Here is a 14,592-nt window from a genome sequence, read left to right as displayed (position 1 = left end):
CCCCTGAAACACTTCACTCGTACCCGAACGCCTTCAGCGCGGTCTCGTCGTCCGACCAGCCCTCGCGCACGCGGACCCAGGTTTCCAGGAAGACCTTGCGGTCGAACAGATGCTCCATCTGCTGGCGCGCCTTGCTGCCGATGTCCTTCAGGCGCGCGCCGCCCTTGCCGATGACGATGGCCTTCTGGCTCTCGCGTTCGACCCAGATCACCGCGCCGATGCGCAGCATGTTGCCGTCCACGGTGAAGTGCTCGATCTCGGTCGTGGTGGCGTACGGCAGCTCGGCGCCGAGCTGGCGCATCAGCTGCTCGCGCACCAGCTCGCCGGCCAGGAAGCGCTCGCTGCGGTCGGTGATCTCGTCCTCGCCGTACATCGGCGGCGCTTCGGGCAGCTGCGCCAGGATGTCGCGCACCAGCGCGTCCAGGCCGCTCTTCTTCAATGCCGAGATCGGGTGCACGGCGGCGAAGCTGCGGCCCTCGCTCACCTGCGCCAGGAACGGCAGCAGCTCGGACTTGTCCTTGAGCCGGTCGACCTTGTTGATCACCAGCACCAGCGGGATCTTGGCATCGCTGAGCACGTTGTAGGCCAGCGTGTCGGTCTCGTCCCAGCGCCCGGCCTCGATCACCAGCAGGCCGGCATCGACGCCTTCGAGCGCGCCGCGCGCGGCGCGGTTCATGACCCGGCTCATGGCCGAGGCCGAGTACTTGCCCTGCTGCTTGTGCAGGCCGGGCGTATCGACCAGCACGATCTGCCCTTCCGGAAAGGTCGCGATGCCCAGCAGGCGGTGACGCGTGGTCTGCGGACGGCTGGAGGTGATCGACACCTTGGCGCCGACCAGCGCGTTGGTCAGGGTGGACTTGCCGACGTTGGGACGGCCGATGACCGCAACGCTGCCGCTACGGTGGGGCTTGGACTCGTTCATGGGGACAGCTTAGGACGTGTGGGCGGGGGCAGTGTGTACGGAAGTGACGAACGGGGCGGTCGGCCGTTGCAGCGCTGGGCCGAGCCGCACGCCGGCCTCGCCGATCATTTGCGCGGCAGCTGGGCGATCACGGCGGCGGCGGCCGCCTGTTCGGCGGCGCGGCGCGAGCCGCCCTCGCCTTCGGCCGACAGCGCGGGGTCGGTCAGCACGCAGCGCACCTGGAAATGGCGCGCGTGCTCCTCGCCGCTCTCGGAGACCAGCTCGTAGCTGGGCAGCGCCTTCTGCCGGCCCTGCAGCCATTCCTGCAGGCGGGTCTTGGGGTCTTTCTCCGGCTTGCCGACCGGCAGGGCGGCCAGGGCCGATTCGAACCAGGGCAGCACGCAGGCGCGGCAGGCCTCGAAGCCGGCGTCCAGGTAGATCGCGGCCACGACCGCCTCCAGCGCATCGGCCAGGATCGAATCGCGGCGATGCCCGCCGGACTTCAGCTCGCCCGGGCCCAGGGTCAGACGCGCGCCCAGATCGAGCTCGCGCGCCAGGGTCGCCAGCGAGCCTTCGCGCACCAGCTCGGCGCGCGCGCGCGTCAGCGCGCCCTCGTCGGCCTTGGGCCAGCGCTGGAACAGCGCTTCGGCGATCAGCAGGTTGACGATGCTGTCGCCGAGGAATTCCAGCCGTTCGTTGTGGACCGCGCCGGCGCTGCGATGGGTCAGCGCCTGGGCCAGCAGCTGCGGATCGGTGAAGACATGACCGATGCCCGCACCGCCGGCCGTCGGCTCAGCCTTCGCCACCACCGCTCCGCACGATGTCCTGTGAGGTCTCGAACTTGCCGACCACGTCCAGGTTGCCGATCATCGGCCGGCGCACTTCGTACTGCACGTGCAGGTTCCAGCCGTTGTTGATGCGCTTGAACTTCACGTTCTCCGGCTTGACGTTCTCGGAGTAGTTGATGTCCAGCCGGCGGAAGAACAGGTCCTGCAGCCGCGCCGGATCCATGTCGGCCGAGCCGGACTGCTCGGACAGGCCCTTGGCCGCGGCCTTGACCGAATAGAACTCCTGGTACATCGGGAACAGCTTCATGCCGATATAGGCGGCGAATCCGACCACCGCCAGCGTGATCACAAAACCGATCAGCGTCATGCCGCTCTGGTTGCGCTTCATGTCCTTCCCCTCACCCCTGTGGAACCGCGTCACTCGATCCGGGTCCCGATGCGGGAGGGATCGAACCCGTTCTTGCAGAACCAGCCCTCGCAGTTGAGCCAGATCACGAACGCCTTGCCGCGCAGGTTGGACTCGGGCAGGAAGTGCGTGTCAGGCCACAGGCGGCTGTCCTCGCTATTATCACGATTGTCGCCCATCACGAAATAGTGCCCCGGCGGCACCTTCCAGGTGCCCTCGCCGACGTAGTGGCCCAGGTCTTCGTAGATGGTGTGGGTCTTGCCCGGCAGGTCTTCCTGCAGCAGGGTCACCCGGTCGCTGCCCGGCGGCAGGCCGCGGCCGGTGTAGGTGCCCAGCGGCTTGTACTGCACCGGCACGCCGTTGATCGCCAGCGTATTGCCGGAGAAGGTGATGGTGTCGCCCGGCAGGCCGATGATGCGCTTGACCCAGTTGTTCTCCGGATCCATCGGCGGCTTGAACACCACCACGTCGCCGCGCTTGGGCTCGCCCAGCGGCAGGAACTTGGTGTTGGTGATCGGCAGGCGCAGGCCGTAGGAGAACTTGTTGACCAGGATGAAGTCGCCGATCAGCAGGTTGGGCATCATCGAGGCCGACGGGATCTTGAACGGCTCGGCCACGAAGCTGCGCAGGATCAGCACGATCGCCAGCACCGGGAAGAACGCCTTGGAGTAATCCACCAGCACCGGCTCTTCGTCCAGCAGGCCGGCCTTGGCGGCGCGGCGCTTGGCCAAAAACAGCTTGTCCAGCAGCCAGATGAAGCCGGTCAGCAGGGTGAGCACGACCAGGATTGTTTCGAACCAGACCATCGCTTGTCCTTATCGCGCGATGCGGCGGGCATCGCGCGTACTTGCACAAAACTAGGGCGGGCCATGCGACCCGCCCCGCCTGCAGCCGGCGCCAGGGCCGGCCTGCCTCTTACTTGCTGTCCACCTGCAGCACGGCCAGGAAGGCCTCCTGCGGGATCTCCACGCGGCCGACCTGCTTCATGCGCTTCTTGCCTTCCTTCTGCTTTTCCAGAAGCTTCTTCTTGCGCGTGATATCGCCACCATAGCACTTGGCCAGCACGTTCTTGCGCATGGCCTTGACCGTGGAACGGGCGATGATCTGCGCGCCGACGGCGGCCTGGATGGCCACGTCGAACATCTGCCGCGGGATCAGTTCCTTCATCTTCTCGCACAGCTCGCGGCCGCGGCGATCGGCCTGGCTGCGGTGCACGATCAGGCTCAGCGCGTCGACCTTGTCGCCGTTGATCAGCGTGTCCAGGCGCACGAACGGGCCGGCCTGGAAGCGCAGGAACGAATAGTCCAGCGAGGCATAGCCGCGCGAGACCGACTTGAGCTTGTCGAAGAAGTCCAGCACCACCTCGGCCATCGGCAGCTCGTAGCTGATCTGCACCTGGCTTGCCAGGTACTGGATGCCGATCTGCACGCCGCGCTTTTCCTCGCACAGCTTGATGATGTTGCCGATGTAGGCTTCCGGGGTGAGGATGTTGGCGCGGATGATCGGCTCGCGCACTTCCTCGATCAGGTTGGACTGCGGCAGCTTGGCCGGGTTGTCCAGCGAGACGATGCTGCCGTCGGTCTTGAGCACCTCGTAGACCACCGTCGGCGCGGTGCTGATCAGGTCCAGGTCGTACTCGCGCTCCAGGCGCTCCTGCACGATTTCCATGTGCAGCATGCCCAGGAAGCCGCAGCGGAAGCCGAAGCCCATCGCCTCGGAGCTTTCCGGTTCGAAGCGCAACGCCGCATCGTTCAGGCGCAGCTTCTCCAGCGCCTCGCGCAGGGCCGGATAGTCCTCGGCATTGGTCGGGAACAGGCCAGCGAACACGCGCGGCTGCATCTCCTGGAAGCCCGGCAGCGGCTTGGGGGCGGGGTCCGAGGCCAGGGTCAGCGTGTCGCCGACCGGCGCGCCGTGCACGTCCTTGATCGAGGCGGTGATCCAGCCCACCTCGCCGGCGCCCAGCTTGGGCAGCTCCTTGCGCTTGGGCGTGAACACGCCGACCTTGTCCACCTCGTGGGTGCGGCCGGTGGACATCACCAGGATCTTGGACTTCGGACCGATCTCGCCCTGCATCACGCGCACCAGCGAGACCACGCCCAGGTAGTTGTCGAACCACGAGTCGATGATCAGCGCCTGCAGCTTGTCGGTGTCGCGCGGCTGCGGCGGCGGGATGCGGTGGACGATGGCCTCCAGCACCTGCTCGACGTTCAGGCCGGTCTTGGCGCTGACCGCGACCGCGTCGGTGGCGTCGATGCCGATCACCGCCTCGATCTCGGCCTTGGCCTTCTCGATATCGGCGGTGGGCAGGTCGATCTTGTTGAGCACCGGCACCACTTCCAGGCCCTGCTCGACGGCGGTGTAGCAGTTGGCCACCGACTGGGCTTCCACGCCCTGGGCGGCATCGACCACCAGCAGCGCGCCCTCGCACGCGGCCAGCGAGCGGCTGACCTCGTAGGAGAAGTCCACGTGGCCGGGGGTGTCGATGAAGTTCAGTTGGTAGGTCTGGCCGTCCAGCGCCTTGTACGGCAGCGAGACGGACTGGGCCTTGATGGTGATGCCGCGCTCGCGCTCGATCGGGTTCGAGTCGAGCACCTGGGCCTCCATCTCACGGGCCTGCAGACCACCGCACAGCTGGATGATGCGGTCGGCCAGGGTGGATTTGCCGTGGTCGACGTGGGCAATGATCGAGAAATTGCGGATGTTCCGCATCGAAGCGGGCGTTTCAGGCGGCATGGGGGCGGCGGGCGGGGGCCGTCGAAGGGCAAACGGAGATTATCGCATGGCCGCCGCCGCCCCGGCGTCCGGCCCCGGCACCGGGATCGCCCGGCGCCAGGACCGAGGCGCGCTCAGCGCGCGCCGCCGACGGTGACCGCGACGAACTGGCGCACGCCGCTGCGGGCACTCTCGATCAGCAGCATCAGCACGTCGCCCTTCTTCAGGCCAGCGGTGGCCTTGTTGAAGTCCTCCAGGCTGCCGATGTCGCGGCGGTTGGCCTGGACGATGGCCAGCCCCGGCTCCAGGCCGGTGTCCTGGCTGACCGCCGGGCTGACACCCACGATCACGACCTTACCGCGCCCGTCGGCCTGCACCGAGAAGCCCAGCTCCTTGGCCGTCAGGGCCGGGGAAGCGCGACTGCCGCCCTCCTCGTCCTGGGCGCCGGGACCGCCGCGGCCGCCCATGGCCAGCTTCGGGTCCAGCTCGGTCAGGGTGACGTCGACCTTGCGCGGCGAACCGTCGCGGATGACCGTCAGGGTGACCTTGGTGCCCGGCGGCAGCGGCGCCACGCGCGAGGGCAGATCGGAGTAGTCAGTGATCTTGGCGCCATTGAACTCGGTGATCACGTCCATCGGCTTGAGGCCGGCCTTGGCCGCGCCGCTGCCCGGGGTCACCTGGGTCACCAGCACGCCGTTGGTATCGGGCAGCTTGAGCGTCTTGGCCATCGCCTCGCTGATGCGCTGGTTCATGCTCACGCCCAGCATGGCGCGGCTGACCTTGCCGGTCTTCTTCAGCTGGTCGGCGGCGCTGACGGCCAGGTCGATCGGGATCGCGAAGCTGATGCCCATGTAGCCGCCGGACTGGGAGAAGATCTGCGAATTGATGCCGACGACCTCACCGGAGGTGTTGAGCAGCGGGCCGCCGGAATTGCCCGGGTTGATCGCCACGTCGGTCTGGATGAAGCGCACGTAGTTGCTGCCGCCCATCCCGGCCTGGGTGCGGCCGGTGGCGCTGACCACGCCGGCGGTCACCGAATGATCCAGGCCGAACGGCGAGCCCATGGCCACCACCCACTGGCCGGGCTTGAGGTTGTTGGACTCGCCCATGCGCAGCGACGGCAGGCCGGTGGCGTCGATCTTCAGCAGCGCCACGTCGTAGCCCTGGTCGGCGCCGACGACCTTGGCCTTGAACTCGCGGCCATCCGAAAGCTTGACCTTGACGTTCTTGGAACCGTCGACCACGTGGTTGTTGGTCAGGATGTAGCCATCGGGCGAGATGATGAAGCCCGAGCCCATCGACTCGCCGCGCGGACGGCTGCCGCCGCCGCCGCGACCGGGCCCCGGAATCTGCATGCCGGGGCCGAAGATCTGGCGGAAGATTTCCGGGATCTGCGACTGGTCCATGCCCTGGTCGTCGTCATCGTCCTGGGTGATCTGATCATCGGCGCTGCTGCTGTCGTCGCCGATGGTGGCATCGACATTGACCACGCCCGGGGCCACCTGCTCGACCAGCTTGGTGAAGTCCGGCAGGCCGGTGACGATCTGCGGCGCGCTGCTCTGGGCGATGGTGGGCGCCACTGCGGCGGCGCCGCTGCCGCCCTGCTGCGCGCAGGCGGACAGCGGGACGGTGAGGGAAACCAGGCCGATCAGGCCCATGCGGAGACGTGGATTCATCGACTGCTCGCCTTTTGCGTCGGAAGAAGAAGGGGGAATGAGGCGGCAGCCCAGCGCGGGCCGCCGCCGGACTTACGGCTGCGCCGGGGTTGGCTGCGCCGAGGGCGCCGGCTCTGCCACCGGCAGGCGCGGCTGGAACGGGTAATACGAGGTCTGCTCGCCGGGCGCGTAACCGGTGGCGTAGGCACCGTTGTTGCGCAGCTGGGACAGGCTGGAGCGCGGCCACGGCCGGGCCGCCGGCTGGCCCAGGCGGGTGCCGGCGAACGGATCCTGCGAGCTGGCCGCAATGGGCGGTGCCGGCGCGTTCACCGCGGCCAGGGCCTGTTGGGTGATCGCCGCGGTCGCCCGGGCGGCCTGCTGGTTGCGCGTGGCGCTGCCCCGGCGGCTGTCCTCGGCCCGGCGCGGCAAGCTGGCCACGGCCATGCCCGAGGCGAGCAGCGCCGATCCTGCGGCGGTCGAGGCGTCGGCGGGGGCCGGCGTGGCAGGCGAAGGCGCAGGCCCTGGCGCGCTCGCGCTGGCCAGCGCCGGCGTTTCAGGCGAGGCCGAAGGCCGGCCGCTCTGCTGCCCGGCCATGAAGACCGCCACCAGCGCCACGGCGGCGGCGACCGCGCCGCTGCCCCAGCGCAGCACGCGCCCGCCGCGGGCCGGCGCCTGGTTCGCGGCCGGCTGCACGGGCTGGGCCGCGATGGCGGCGGCCACCTGCTCGGCGAAGCCGTGCGGCGCCGGCGCCTGGGCTTGGCCGCGCAGCACGTCGCCGCACAGCTGCCAGCGCTCCCAGGTCGCGGCCAGGGTCTCGTCGTCGGCCATGCGCTTCATCAGGAAGCGCGCCTGGTCGGGGGCCAGCGCGCCGTCCATCAGCGCGGACATCTGCTGGCGGTAATGCTGCTGGAACTTGTCGTCGATCATCGTTTCTGCTCCCGGGTGGCGCTGCCGGTGTCCAGCAGCGGCCGCAGCTCGGCATCGATGGCGTCGCGGGCACGGAAGATGCGCGAGCGCACCGTACCGATCGGACAGCCCATCTTCGTGGCGATCTCCTCGTAGCTCAGGCCCTCGACCTCGCGCAGGGTGATGGCCGTGCGCAACTCCTCGGGCAATGCATCGACCGCGCGCATCACCGACTGCTCCAGCTGCTGGCGCATCAGTTCGCGCTCGGGCGTGTCGGTGTCGCGCAGCCGCGCGCCGGCGTCGTACTGCTCGGCGTCGGCGGCGTCCACATCGTCGGTGGGCGGGCGTCGGTTGTGGGCGACCAGATGGTTCTTGGCGGTATTCACGGCGATCCTGTGCAGCCACGTATAGAACTGCGCGTCACCACGGAAATTCCCCAGCGCGCGATAGGCCCGCATGAAGGTTTCCTGCGCCACGTCCTGGCACTCGCTCCAGTCGTGCACGTAGCGACCGATCAGCGCCAGGATCCGATGCTGGTACTTGCGCACCAGCAGATCGAAGGCGGCGCTGTCTCCGCGCTGGACGCGCTTGACCAGCTCGAGATCCAGCTCGATGGGTGGATCAGCGTCGCGCATGCCGGGCCGCACGGAAGTGGGCGTCGTCATGAGCCGGATCCTGAGACCGCGGCGACGCAAAAAAGTTCACCGGCGGCATGGCAGTCCTGCTGCAAGGGGTTCGGAGCGGAAAAATAACGCATCGCGCGTGGCAGGCCTGTCGGCGGTGGAGCCTCGAACGTGGGGATTTGACGCGACCCAGACAAGCTCCCGATCATAACGGTCTTCCCATACTGCAACGGATGGTCCCGCTCATGGCAGCCAGCTTCGATGGGCTTCGATTCAGTCACTGGCGCACGGAGAGCCGTCCGGAAGGTGTGGTCGTCCTGTGGCTGGACCGTCAGGATGCCTCGGTCAACGCCTTCTCGCAGGACGTGCTGATCGAGCTGGGCGACATCATCGAACGCCTGGCCATCGACCCGCCCAAGGGCGTGGTGGTCGCCTCGGCCAAGGCCAGCGGCTTCATCGCCGGCGCCGATCTGAAGGAGTTCCAGGAGTTCGACCGCCGCGGCACGGTCAACGACGCGATCCGGCGTGGCCAGATGGTGTTCCAGAAGCTGTCCGAACTGCCTTGCCCGACCGTGGCGGCCATCCATGGCTTCTGCATGGGCGGCGGCACCGAGATCTCGCTGGCCTGCCGCTATCGCGTGGCGTCCAACGATGCGTCCACGCGCATTGGCCTGCCCGAGACCAAGCTTGGCATCTTCCCCGGCTGGGGCGGCAGTGCGCGCCTGCCGCGCCTGATCGGCGCGCCGGCGGCGATGGACCTGATGCTCACCGGCCGCACCGTCTCGGCCAGCGCCGCGCGCGGCCTGGGCCTGGTCGACAAGGTCGTGGACAAGGCGGTGCTGATCGACACGGCCGTGTCGCTGGCGCTCAAGGGCACGGTGCGCCCGTTCAAGCAGCGCGCCACCGCCTGGGCCACCAACACCTGGCCGGCGCGCAAGCTGCTGGCGCCGCAGATGGCCAAGCAGGTCGCGCGCAAAGCGCGCAAGGACCAGTATCCGGCGCCGTACGCGCTGATCAACGTATGGGAGCGCAGCGGCGGCCAGGGCATCGGCGCGCGCCTGGATGCCGAGCGCCGCGCGGTGGTCAAGCTGGCCGGCACGCCGACCGCGCGCAACCTGATCCGCATCTTCTTCCTCACCGAGCGTCTCAAGGGGCTGGGGGGTAAGGAACATGGCATCAAGCATGTGCATGTGGTGGGCGCCGGCGTGATGGGTGGCGATATCGCCGCCTGGTCGGCCTACAAGGGCTTCGAGGTCACCCTGCAGGATCGCGAACAGCGCTTCATCGACCCGGCCATGACCCGCGCCCAGGCGCTGTTCGAGAAGAAGGTCAAGGACCCGGCCAAGCGTCCGGCCGTGGCCGCGCGCCTGAAGGCCGACCTGGCCGGCGCGGGCGTGGCCAGCGCGGACCTGGTGATCGAGGCCATCATCGAGAACCCGGAAGCCAAGCGCGCGCTGTACGAGACCCTGGAACCCAATCTCAAGCCCGACGCGCTGCTGACCACCAATACCTCCTCGATCCCGCTGGTCGAACTGCGCGAGCACATCGACAAGCCGGCGCAGTTCGGTGGCCTGCACTACTTCAATCCGGTGGCGATGATGCCGCTGGTAGAGATCGTCCAGCACGACACCATCGCGCCGGAGACCGTGCAGCGCCTGGCCGCGTTCTGCAAGGCGCTGGACAAGTTCCCGGTGCCGGTGGCCGGCACGCCGGGCTTCCTGGTCAACCGCGTGCTGTTCCCGTACATGCTCGAGGCGGCCAACGCCTACGCCGAAGGCATCCCCGGCCCGGTGATCGACAAGGCGGCGGTGAAATTCGGCATGCCGATGGGCCCGATCGAACTGATCGACACCGTCGGCCTGGACGTGGCCGCCGGCGTGGGCAAGGAGCTTTCGCCCTTCCTCGGCCTGCAGGTGCCGGCGGCGCTGGCCACGGTCGAACCGGACAAGCGCGGCAAGAAGGACGGCCAGGGCCTGTACAAGTGGGAGAACGGGCGCGCGGTCAAACCCGAAGTGCCCAAGGACTACCAGGCCCCGGCCGATCTGGAGGATCGCCTGATCCTGCCGCTGCTCAACGAGGCGGTGGCCTGCCTGCACGACGGCGTCGTGGCCGATGCCGATCTGCTCGATGCCGGCGTGATCTTCGGCACCGGCTTCGCGCCTTTCCGCGGCGGTCCGATTCAGCACATCCGTGCCGCCGGCGCCGATGCCCTGCTGGAGCGCCTGCGCGCCCTGCAGGCCCGCCACGGCGATCGCTTCGCCCCGCGCCCGGGCTGGGACAACCCCGTGTTGCGCGAGCCGGTGGCGTAAGCCGCTGCGGCGGTGGTTGCCCTAGCGCGGCACTGTGCCGGGTAGAAACGACCTGCAAAACTCGTTATTCCCGCGAACGCGGGAGTGCCTCTTGGCAGACGCTTGTCTAATCATTGAGGGGCTCTGACGCTCGGTCCGAAAGCCACTGGGTTCCCGCCTTCGCGGGAACGACGATAGAGGTTCTGCCGGTGGCGTCGAGTGCAGCGCGGCCGGCAAGACGCGCAGCAAAGCGGATCCGTGCCTGCCCAGGCGCCTTCGCACGCAACCCCAAGGTCGAGCATCCACCCCAGCGCTGCCGCCCGGCGGCGCGTTGCGGCATCATGGCGCCTCAGTCCTGACGAAAGACCGCGAGCCGATCGCCATGTTCAATCTGTCCCCACCGACCTCCGGCATGTTCTTCCTCTCGCTGCTGCTCGGCGGCCTGGGCGTGGCGGCCAAGCTGCACTACATCCCGGCGCTGGTGCCATACGCGTTCTGGCTGGTCTGCGCCGGGCTGGTCGTGCTGCTGATCGGCAACCTGTTCAAGGGGCTGTAGGCGTTACGCCAGCACAAGCCTCTGGCTCAGCAGCCCATCGCGATGGGTACATCGAATTCCAGGTCGACCACCCACGCCGCACCGTCCCAGCGCTGCACCTGCATGCGCAGCAGGCTCGGGGCGACATAGGACGCGCCCTGCCCGGCGCGCGAGACGTCCTTGGCCAGCGTGATCCACTTCCCTTCGCCGCCATGAGCGCGTACCGCAGCGAGCAGTTCGGCCTGACCGAACGACGGAAAGCAACTGGCTTGCCGCGTTGTGGGCGGCGGAATATTGAAGTGCCCGTCACCCGGGTCGGCGATGGACTGCCAGGCCGTCGTGCAGTGCTTCCAATCCAGCAGATCCAGATGCGGCCCCTCGTCACCGAGCGCCAGACTGGTTTGGTACTGGAAACGGATCCGGAGCTTTTCGCGTGGCGTATCTTCGCCCTGCTCCACCTTGACCATGCGCACGCTGTCGCCAAGTTCGGTCTCCAGCGTGTAGCGATGCTGGAACGGCGAGGCTCGCTTCCAGAGCGCCGTTGGCGCCTGATCCGTCCACACTTCGATGCGGCGAATCTCCGCCTGCGCCGACGGCGACATCGGCAGCGCCAGACAGACGCAGACCGCCAGCCACACTCCCCGAAATTGCCCGAGGAGCCAGCGCGCGCTCACATCGTGTGCGTCGGCTTGTCGGCGTTGAGGGTGCCGGCCAGCAGGGTCTCGATGCGGTTGCGGACCGCGTCACCCTCGCCGCCTTCGCTGAACTGCACGCCGATGCCGGCGGTGCGGGCGCCCTGGGCGCCGACCGGCGTCACCCAGATCACCTTGCCGGCCACCGGCAGGCGCTCGCTGGACTCGGGCAGGGTCAGCAGCACGAACACCTCGTCGCCGAGGAAGTAACGCTTGGGCGTGGGCACGAAGATGCCGCCGTTGCGCACGAAGGGAATGTAGGCGCTGTACAGCTGGGCCTTGTCCTTCACCGTCAGCGACAGGATGCCGCCCTTTGTTGCATTCATCCTCGTCCTCCATTCGACGCATCACGCGTGCCGCGCCAGGCAAGCAACAGGTCCACGATCGCCAGGTCGGCGCGTACCGTGGTGCGCAGCAGGTCGCGCGTGCGGTTGGCCGCGTCGAACCACGCGGCCAGCTTGTTCAATCGCGCAGGATCGGTCAAGGCCGCATCGGCCGACTGGGTCAGCGCCAGCTCGGCGGCGAAGCGCAGGCGCAGCGCGGCGTGTTCGTCGCCGGCCCAGCGCTGGGCGGTCTCGACCGCCGACACCTGGCCGCGTTCGAGCTTGGCCAGATCGCTGGCGACCTCGCGGCGCAGCGCCATGCCGCCCTCGGCCAGCCACGACAGGGCCAGGCCGGGATGCCCGCGCGCGGCGTCCAGCGCCTCGGCCGCCGCGCCGTGCGGATAGTCCTGCGCCGCCAGCCAGGCCAGCGCCTCCTCACGCGCTGGCAGGCGGATCTCCAGCCGCTGGCAGCGGCTGCGGATGGTGGCCGGCAGGCGCATGGGCTCGGCGCTGAGCAGCCACAGGTAGCGGCCGGGCTGGGGCTCTTCCAGCGTCTTGAGCAGGGCGTTCCAGGCCGCGGTGTTGACCGCGTCGGCCGGATCGATGATCGCCACCTGCGCGCGGCCGTACTGCGGGGTCAGCGAGAGCTTCTGCGAGAGCTCGCGGATCTGGTCGATCACGATCTCGGTGCGCAGCTTGGTGCCATCGCGCGTGGGGATGAAGGACACCCGCTGCAGATCCGGATGGGTGCCGGCGTCGATCAGTTGGGTGTCGCGGTTGTCGCCATCGGGCGCGCCTGCACTGAGCACGTAGCGCGCCAGGCGATCGGCGACCGCACGCTTGCCCACGCCCGCCGGACCGGCCAGCACCAGCGCGTGGCCCAGACGCCCGGCCTGCAGCGCGGCCAGCGCCTGATCGTAGGCGCGCTGCTGCCAGGGCGTGAACGCGGCCGCGCTCATGCCTGCGTGTCCAACCACGTCTGCACGGCCTGGCGCACGGCCGCGGCCACGTCCTGCGGCGACTGCGCCGCGTCGATCACGCGGAAACGCTGCGGGAAGGCCTGCGCGCGCCGGCGGTAGCCTTCGCGCACCCGTTCGAAGAAGTCGTCCTGCTCGCGCTCGATGCGGTCCGGCCACAGGTCGCGGCCGGCGGTGCGTGCGCGGCCCACGCGCACGTCCAGGTCCAGCAGCAGGGTCAGCGCCGGCGCCACATGCACCACGCGCTGCTCCAGGTCTTCCACCAGCGCGCGATCCAGACCGCGCCCATGTACCTGGTAGGCGTAGCTGGAATCGGTGAAGCGGTCGCTCACCACCCAGGCGCCACGCGCCAGCGCCGGGGCGATCACGCGCTGCACGTGCTGGGCGCGCGCGGCGAACATCAGCAGCAGTTCGGCCTCCGGCGCCAGGGCTTCGTCGCCCGGCTGCAGCACGATGTCGCGCATGCGCTCGGCCAGCGGCGTGCCGCCCGGTTCGCGGGTCAACAGCACCTCGTGCCCGGCCGCCTGCAGGGTCTCGCGGATCGCGCCAAGCGCGCTGGTCTTGCCGGCACCCTCGCCGCCTTCCAGGCTGAGGAAGTGCCGGTGTTCGAGCGGACGCGCGCTCACGGCTGCCTGGCCTTGGCGTCCTGCGCCGGCGCGGCCTGGGCGTCACCGGGCGCCGTGGCGGCGTCCTCCGGCAGCGGCGGGCGACGCAGGCGGTCCAGATACTGGCGCACGGCCGCGTTGTGCTGGTCCAGCGTGGCCGAGAACACATGCCGCCCGCTGCCGTCGCCCAGCGCGACGAAGTACAGCGCGTCGCCCTGGGCCGGATGCAGCGCGGCCTCCAGCGCGGCGCGGCCGGGCATGGCGATCGGCGTGGGCGTCAGCCCGGTGCGCGTATAGGTGTTGTACGGCGTATCGGTGGTCAGGTCGCTGCGACGGATGTTGCCGTCGTAGCGGCTGCCGATGCCGTAGATCACGGTCGGGTCGGTCTGCAGCTTCATGCCCAGTTGCAGGCGACGCACGAACACCCCGGCGATCTGCGCGCGCTCCTCGGCGATGCCGGTCTCCTTCTCCACGATCGAGGCCAGGGCCAGCGCCTGCTCGGGCGAATCCAGCGGCAGCTCGGGCGCACGGGTAGCCCACAGCGCGGCCAGCGTCTTGTCCATGGCCTCGTGGGCGCGCTTGAGCACGTCCAGGTCCGAATCGCCGCGCGCATAGAGATAGGTCTCGGGCAGGAACCGGCCTTCCGGATGCTGTCCGGGGTGGCCGAGCTGCGCCATCAGCGCCGCATCGTCCAGCTGCATGGTCTGGTGACGCAGCGGCGTGGCGGCGTTGAGCGCGGCGCGCAGCTGGCGGATGTTCCAGCCTTCGACGATGGTGAAGCGGTACTGGATCGTGCGGCCGGCGCGCATGGCCTGCAGCAGCGAACGCGGCGTGGTCACGCCGGGCTCGAGCGCGTACTCGCCGACCTTGAGCTTGCCGGCCGCGTCGAGTTGACGCGCCAGCAGCTGCCACTCGATGTCGGCACCGGTGGTGATGCCCTGCGCGCGCAGATGCGCCAGCACGCCGCGGAAGCTGTCGCCCTGGCGCACCTGCGCCACCTGGTCGGGCTTCAGCCCCGGCAGCGGCTGCGACTGGAAGGCCTGGTAGTGCTGCCGGCCCCACACGCCGACGGCGGCCACGGCCAGCGCCAGCAGCACGAGGAGGAACACGAGGGCGCGGCAACCACGCTTGCAACCTGACGCCACGGCGATTCGGGGGAATGACGGAAGTGGGCGGCAGGA

At 69.1% G+C, this 14,592-nt stretch carries 15 protein-coding genes; 2 read left to right on the top strand and 13 right to left on the bottom strand.

All coding sequences use genetic code 11. From position 1 onward, the window contains the following. Positions 1-13: 13 nt before the first annotated feature. The 8 genes from era to rpoE all read right to left on the bottom strand — a co-directional run bounded on the left by era (position 14) and on the right by rpoE (position 8,003). On the bottom strand, positions 14-922 hold the full coding sequence (gene era / locus QE438_RS02160; RefSeq protein WP_130529247.1) for a GTPase Era: 909 nt from the start codon (positions 920-922) through the stop codon (positions 14-16). 104 nt (positions 923-1,026) lie between these two features. Further along, positions 1,027-1,707: a ribonuclease III gene (rnc, locus tag QE438_RS02155; RefSeq protein ID WP_131661009.1), complete on the bottom strand. Its 681-nt coding sequence runs from the start codon at positions 1,705-1,707 to the stop codon at positions 1,027-1,029. Further along, a complete protein-coding gene (locus tag QE438_RS02150) occupies positions 1,694-2,077 on the bottom strand; it encodes a DUF4845 domain-containing protein (RefSeq protein ID WP_130520107.1) in 384 nt (127 codons plus the stop codon). The genes rnc and QE438_RS02150 overlap by 14 nt, the downstream gene beginning before the upstream one ends. A gap of 29 nt (positions 2,078-2,106) precedes the next feature. Further along, on the bottom strand, positions 2,107-2,901 hold the full coding sequence (lepB, locus tag QE438_RS02145; protein WP_130520105.1) for a signal peptidase I: 795 nt from the start codon (positions 2,899-2,901) through the stop codon (positions 2,107-2,109). A gap of 109 nt (positions 2,902-3,010) precedes the next feature. Next, positions 3,011-4,804, bottom strand: coding sequence for a translation elongation factor 4 (gene lepA, locus QE438_RS02140; RefSeq protein WP_130534445.1), 1,794 nt, complete (start codon positions 4,802-4,804; stop codon positions 3,011-3,013). Positions 4,805-4,941: 137 nt separating this feature from the next. After that, positions 4,942-6,483 (bottom strand): Do family serine endopeptidase, encoded by a 1,542-nt coding sequence (locus tag QE438_RS02135; RefSeq protein ID WP_306992905.1) that lies wholly within the window; start codon positions 6,481-6,483, stop codon positions 4,942-4,944. A gap of 72 nt (positions 6,484-6,555) precedes the next feature. After that, positions 6,556-7,389, bottom strand: coding sequence for a sigma-E factor negative regulatory protein (locus QE438_RS02130; protein WP_306992907.1), 834 nt, complete (start codon positions 7,387-7,389; stop codon positions 6,556-6,558). After that, entirely contained in the window at positions 7,386-8,003 is a 618-nt protein-coding gene (rpoE, locus tag QE438_RS02125) for an RNA polymerase sigma factor RpoE (RefSeq protein WP_130520214.1), read from the bottom strand. The genes QE438_RS02130 and rpoE overlap by 4 nt, the downstream gene beginning before the upstream one ends. A gap of 233 nt (positions 8,004-8,236) precedes the next feature. Here rpoE and QE438_RS02120 point away from each other — a divergent pair, with 233 nt between their 5' ends. Beyond that, positions 8,237-10,300, top strand: coding sequence for a 3-hydroxyacyl-CoA dehydrogenase NAD-binding domain-containing protein (locus QE438_RS02120; RefSeq protein ID WP_130520098.1), 2,064 nt, complete (start codon positions 8,237-8,239; stop codon positions 10,298-10,300). A 361-nt stretch (positions 10,301-10,661) separates the two neighbouring features. Then, positions 10,662-10,835 carry a hypothetical protein gene (locus QE438_RS02115; RefSeq protein WP_165394575.1) on the top strand — a complete coding sequence of 58 codons (174 nt, stop codon included), beginning with the start codon at positions 10,662-10,664 and terminating at the stop codon, positions 10,833-10,835. Positions 10,836-10,861: 26 nt separating this feature from the next. On the opposite strand, the gene QE438_RS02110 is transcribed toward QE438_RS02115, so the two are convergent. The 5 genes from QE438_RS02110 to mltG are packed head-to-tail and all read right to left on the bottom strand — an operon-like array spanning position 10,862 to position 14,556. Beyond that, a complete protein-coding gene (locus QE438_RS02110; protein WP_306992909.1) occupies positions 10,862-11,488 on the bottom strand; it encodes a hypothetical protein in 627 nt (208 codons plus the stop codon). Then, positions 11,485-11,832 carry a PilZ domain-containing protein gene (locus QE438_RS02105; RefSeq protein WP_130520096.1) on the bottom strand — a complete coding sequence of 116 codons (348 nt, stop codon included), beginning with the start codon at positions 11,830-11,832 and terminating at the stop codon, positions 11,485-11,487. Before QE438_RS02105 ends, QE438_RS02110 begins: the two co-directional genes overlap by 4 nt. Then, positions 11,829-12,788, bottom strand: a complete 960-nt coding sequence (locus tag QE438_RS02100; protein WP_130520094.1) for a DNA polymerase III subunit delta' — start codon at positions 12,786-12,788, stop codon at positions 11,829-11,831. The genes QE438_RS02105 and QE438_RS02100 overlap by 4 nt, the downstream gene beginning before the upstream one ends. Next, complete coding sequence (gene tmk / locus QE438_RS02095; RefSeq protein WP_130520092.1) at positions 12,785-13,432, bottom strand: dTMP kinase; 648 nt, start codon at positions 13,430-13,432, stop codon at positions 12,785-12,787. Before tmk ends, QE438_RS02100 begins: the two co-directional genes overlap by 4 nt. Beyond that, entirely contained in the window at positions 13,429-14,556 is a 1,128-nt protein-coding gene (mltG, locus tag QE438_RS02090) for an endolytic transglycosylase MltG (protein WP_306992911.1), read from the bottom strand. The genes tmk and mltG overlap by 4 nt, the downstream gene beginning before the upstream one ends. Positions 14,557-14,592: the final 36 nt, after the last annotated feature.

Origin of the sequence: Pseudoxanthomonas sp. SORGH_AS_0997, assembly GCF_031453535.1 — a bacterium.
GTDB classification, from domain to species: domain Bacteria; phylum Pseudomonadota; class Gammaproteobacteria; order Xanthomonadales; family Xanthomonadaceae; genus Pseudoxanthomonas_A; species Pseudoxanthomonas_A winnipegensis.
The sequence above is the reverse complement of the archived record's forward strand: the minus strand, read 5'-3'. Positions and strand labels throughout refer to the sequence as shown.

Coding starts and splice junctions, on each gene's coding strand:
- era (WP_130529247.1), bottom strand. CDS start 922: ATGAACGAGTCCAAGCCCCACCGTAGCGGCAGCGTTGCGGTCATCGGC.
- QE438_RS02150 (WP_130520107.1), bottom strand. CDS start 2,077: ATGAAGCGCAACCAGAGCGGCATGACGCTGATCGGTTTTGTGATCACG.
- lepB (WP_130520105.1), bottom strand. CDS start 2,901: ATGGTCTGGTTCGAAACAATCCTGGTCGTGCTCACCCTGCTGACCGGC.
- lepA (WP_130534445.1), bottom strand. CDS start 4,804: ATGCGGAACATCCGCAATTTCTCGATCATTGCCCACGTCGACCACGGC.
- QE438_RS02135 (WP_306992905.1), bottom strand. CDS start 6,483: ATGAATCCACGTCTCCGCATGGGCCTGATCGGCCTGGTTTCCCTCACC.
- QE438_RS02130 (WP_306992907.1), bottom strand. CDS start 7,389: ATGATCGACGACAAGTTCCAGCAGCATTACCGCCAGCAGATGTCCGCG.
- rpoE (WP_130520214.1), bottom strand. CDS start 8,003: ATGCGCGACGCTGATCCACCCATCGAGCTGGATCTCGAGCTGGTCAAG.
- QE438_RS02120 (WP_130520098.1), top strand. CDS start 8,237: ATGGCAGCCAGCTTCGATGGGCTTCGATTCAGTCACTGGCGCACGGAG.
- QE438_RS02115 (WP_165394575.1), top strand. CDS start 10,662: ATGTTCAATCTGTCCCCACCGACCTCCGGCATGTTCTTCCTCTCGCTG.
- QE438_RS02105 (WP_130520096.1), bottom strand. CDS start 11,832: ATGAATGCAACAAAGGGCGGCATCCTGTCGCTGACGGTGAAGGACAAG.
- QE438_RS02100 (WP_130520094.1), bottom strand. CDS start 12,788: ATGAGCGCGGCCGCGTTCACGCCCTGGCAGCAGCGCGCCTACGATCAG.